This window comes from Aeromonas sp. HMWF016, from assembly GCF_963878195.1.
Lineage (GTDB): Bacteria > Pseudomonadota > Gammaproteobacteria > Enterobacterales > Aeromonadaceae > Aeromonas > Aeromonas lacus.
This window is the reverse complement of record NZ_CAWNWX010000033.1, coordinates 6,787-10,433: the sequence shown is the minus strand read 5'-3', so window position 1 is coordinate 10,433 and position 3,647 is coordinate 6,787. Positions and strand designations below refer to the sequence as shown.

Sequence of the window (3,647 nt, the reverse complement as noted above, 5' to 3'; positions counted from 1 at the left end):
CTGGTGCAGTGGGCGGGCGGGCGACGCCAGACGTTGCGGCTGGCCCGGGGCTATGCCCCCTGTACCCCCAGCCTGAAAGAGGCGGTCAAGGCGCCGCTGCTGGCAGTCGGGGCGCAGCAGAAGAACCAGCTGGCGCTGGCCTTCGGTCGCCAGCGCATCTACAGCCCCTATATCGGCGATCTGCACAGTCTGCCGATGCAGGAGCACTTCGAGCAGACCCTGGCGACCTTTCGCGACCTCTACGATCTCAAGCCAGAACTGCTGGTCTCGGATCGCCACCCCGGCTACCTCAGCCATCAGTGGGCCAAGGGCTATTGCCAGAATCAAGGTGCAACCCATCTCGAGGTGCAGCACCATCACGCCCACCTGCTGGGGGTGATGGCCGAGCACAACATCACGGGCCCGGTGCTGGGTGTTGCCTTCGATGGCACCGGCCTTGGCGATGACGGCACCCTCTGGGGCGGCGAGCTGCTGATCGCAGACGTTCAGGGATTTGAGCGGGTTGCCCACCTTGCCCCCTTCAAGCTGATCGGCGGCGAAGCGGCCATTCGCGAGCCGATGCGCCAGCTGCTGGGGCTGCTGTTTGAATCGCACAGCCCTGAGGAGATCAGTGCCCTCGATATTCCGTTGATCAAGCAACGGCCCCTTAAGCGGATCAGCAACCTGCACCAGCTATGGCAGCTGGGTCGCAACGCCCCCTACACCAGCTCCATCGGTCGGCTATTCGATGCGGTGGCGGCGCTGCTGGGGGTGATCGACACCCCCGATTACGAGGGCGAAGCGGGGCTATTGCTGGAGGCGGCTGCCTTGCAGCTGGCCCCCGATGAACAGCCCTTCCCCCTCGCCTTTGATCTCAGCCAATCAACAGAGGGGCCACTGCGGATCCAGTGGGCAGAGCTGCTCCATACCCTTGTCAGCGAGAGGCGCAAAGGCACCGCCACCGCCCGCCTGGCGGCCGGTTTTATTCGCGCCATCAGCAATCTGGTCATCGCCCTGGCCGAGCGCTTCCCCGGCTATCCGGTGGCGCTCGGGGGCGGCGTCTTTCAAAACCGGGTGCTGATGGATCAGCTGGTACCCGCACTCGAAGCAGCCGGTCGGCAGGTATTGACCAGCGAAACCCTGCCGCTCAATGACGGTGGCATCGCTGCCGGTCAGCTCTGGTTTGCCATCCACCATCTTGCCACGCACCGCCCAACCACAGCCGGCTGTGCCACCTTGTCGGAGTCCTGAAATCCATGTGTCTATCCATCCCCTCTCAGGTGGTGCAGCTGCACCCCGAAGATAACTGCGTCACCGTCGACACCCTGGGGGTGCAGCGGCGCGTCAGCTGCATGCTGCTCGAAGAGCCTCTCAACATTGGCGACTATGTGCTGCTCCATATCGGTTTTGTGATGAGCAAGATTGACCAAGAGGAGGCGCAGGCCAGCCTCGAGAGCTTCCGCCAGATGGTGGCCCTGATGCCCAAACAGGATATCTTCCCATGCTGACCTTGAATGATCTCTTTCAGGGCTTTCGTCAGCCCGACGTCATCCGTGCCCTCGCCGCGCAAATTACCGAACTGGCCAAAGATCTGCCCGAGCCGCTGCGGGTGATGGAAGTGTGCGGCGGCCATACCCACACCATCATGAAGTACGGCCTGCACCAGCTGCTGCCGGCCAGCATCGAGTTTGTCCACGGCCCCGGCTGCCCGGTCTGCATCATGCCCAAAGAGCGCATCGATCAGGCCATCGAGCTGGCCCGCCAACCCAACGTCATTCTGGTCACCCTGGGTGACATGATCCGGGTGCCGGGCTCCAAGGGCACGCTGGCCCAACAGCGGGCCAAGGGGAGCGATATCCGCCCGGTCTATGATCCCCTCGACGCCCTGCGTATCGCCCAAGAGAATCCGGACAAAACCGTGGTCTTCTTCGCCATCGGCTTTGAAACCTCTACCCCGATGACCGCGGCGCTACTGGCTGCCGCTGAAGCGCAAGGGGTCGATAACCTGCTGTTTCATATCAACCATGTGCTGGTGCCGCCCGCCATTCATGCGGTGATGGCTGACGGGGTTGCCAAGGTGAACGCCTTTATCGGCCCCTCCCACGTCAGCGTCATCACCGGCGCCGATATCTACCTGCCCATCGTCGATCGCTATCAGGTGCCTGTGGTGGTGAGCGGCTTCGAGCCGGTGGATGTGATGGAGGCACTGCTGATGATGGTGCGTCAGAAGGTGGAGGGTCGCTACGCGCTGGAGGTGCAGTACACCCGCGCTGTCACTGCCAGTGGCAATAAAGCCGCCCAGCGGCTGGTCGAGCGCTTTTTCGAGACCCGCGAGCACTTTCGCTGGCGAGGTCTGGGGGATATCAACGCCTCCGCCCTGCGCCTGCGGGATGCATTTGCCAAGCGCGATGCGGAGCGTCACTTCCAGCTGGACCATACCCCCATCGATGACCACAAGGCGTGCCAGTGCGCCGATATCCTGCGCGGCTTGGCCAAGCCCAACCAGTGCAAAGTCTTTGGCCGGGGCTGCACCCCGACCCAGCCCATGGGCAGCTGCATGGTCAGCTCCGAAGGGGCCTGCAATGCCTACTACCGATATATGGGGATCCGATGAGAGAAATTCAGTTAAGCCACGGCGGCGGCGGTGTGGAAATGAATCAGCTGATCAACCAGCTCTTCTTTCGCCACTTTGGCAACGAGATCCTGCTGCGCGGTGAAGATGCCGCCCTGCTGCCGGTGAGCGGGCCCGTTGCCTTCACCACCGACAGCTTTACCGTCTCGCCACTGTTCTTCGAGGGGGGCGACATCGGCAAGCTGGCCATCGCTGGCACGGTCAATGATCTGGCCATGATGGGGGCCAAGCCCGAGTATCTGAGCTGCAGTTTTATCATCGAGGAGGGCTTCCCCTACGCCGATCTCGCCCGCATCGTCGAGTCGATGGCCGCGGAGCTTGCCAACAGCGGCGCCCGCATCGTCTGCGGCGACACCAAGGTGGTGCCCAAGGGGGCAGCCGACAAGATCTTTATCAACACCAGCGGGGTCGGCACCTTCCCGCTGCCCGAACAGAGCCGGGGTATCTCGGTGCGCAACCTCAAGGCCGGTGATGCCATTCTGGTGTCACGGGATATCGGCAGCCACGGCGCCTGCATCCTGATGGCCCGTGACGCCCTGCAACTGGGATCTGATCTCAAGAGCGACTGCACCACCCTCTGGCCGCAGGTAGAAGCGCTGCTAAAAGCGGGCATTACCCCCCACGCCCTGCGCGATGCCACCCGCGGTGGCCTTGCGGCCGTGCTCAACGAATGGAGCAGCGCCTCCGGTGTTGCCATCGAGTTGGAGGAGTCCGCCATTCCGGTCTGCGATCCGGTACGCGGCCTGTGCGAGCTCTACGGTTTCGAGCCCCATGATCTCGCCAACGAGGGGACCATGGTACTGGCCCTGCCTGCCGAACAGGCGCAGGACGCACTGGGCATCTTGCGGCAATTCAACCCCGCCGCCAGCCAGATCGGCGTGGTGCAGGCGAGTGATCGCCACAAGGTGATCCTCAACAACCCCTGGGGCAGCCGCCGTTATCTTGAGCTGCCGCAGGGAGAGCTCCTCCCGCGGATCTGTTAAGGAATCACCATGCACGAAATGTCTCTGGCCATGGCCGCCATCGATCTGGCAGC

General features: G+C 63.2%; 4 protein-coding genes. All 4 read left to right on the top strand.

All coding sequences use genetic code 11. From position 1 onward, the window contains the following. On the top strand, positions 1-1,230 hold a 1,230-nt coding region (locus AACS24_RS04755; protein WP_441296540.1), incomplete at its 5' end, for a Kae1-like domain-containing protein. Positions 1,231-1,235: 5 nt separating this feature from the next. Next, positions 1,236-1,487 carry a HypC/HybG/HupF family hydrogenase formation chaperone gene (locus AACS24_RS04750; RefSeq protein ID WP_108572522.1) on the top strand — a complete coding sequence of 84 codons (252 nt, stop codon included), beginning with the start codon at positions 1,236-1,238 and terminating at the stop codon, positions 1,485-1,487. Further along, positions 1,481-2,593: a hydrogenase formation protein HypD gene (gene hypD / locus AACS24_RS04745; RefSeq protein ID WP_108572521.1), complete on the top strand. Its 1,113-nt coding sequence runs from the start codon at positions 1,481-1,483 to the stop codon at positions 2,591-2,593. Before AACS24_RS04750 ends, hypD begins: the two co-directional genes overlap by 7 nt. Then, entirely contained in the window at positions 2,590-3,594 is a 1,005-nt protein-coding gene (gene hypE, locus AACS24_RS04740) for a hydrogenase expression/formation protein HypE (RefSeq protein WP_108572520.1), read from the top strand. The genes hypD and hypE overlap by 4 nt, the downstream gene beginning before the upstream one ends. The last annotated feature ends 53 nt before the right edge of the window (positions 3,595-3,647 follow it).

Bases quoted from the DNA above. Each gene is read 5' to 3' on its own strand.
- AACS24_RS04750 (WP_108572522.1), top strand. From the start codon at position 1,236: ATGTGTCTATCCATCCCCTCTCAGGTGGTGCAGCTGCACCCCGAAGAT.
- hypE (WP_108572520.1), top strand. From the start codon at position 2,590: ATGAGAGAAATTCAGTTAAGCCACGGCGGCGGCGGTGTGGAAATGAAT.
- hypD (WP_108572521.1), top strand. From the start codon at position 1,481: ATGCTGACCTTGAATGATCTCTTTCAGGGCTTTCGTCAGCCCGACGTC.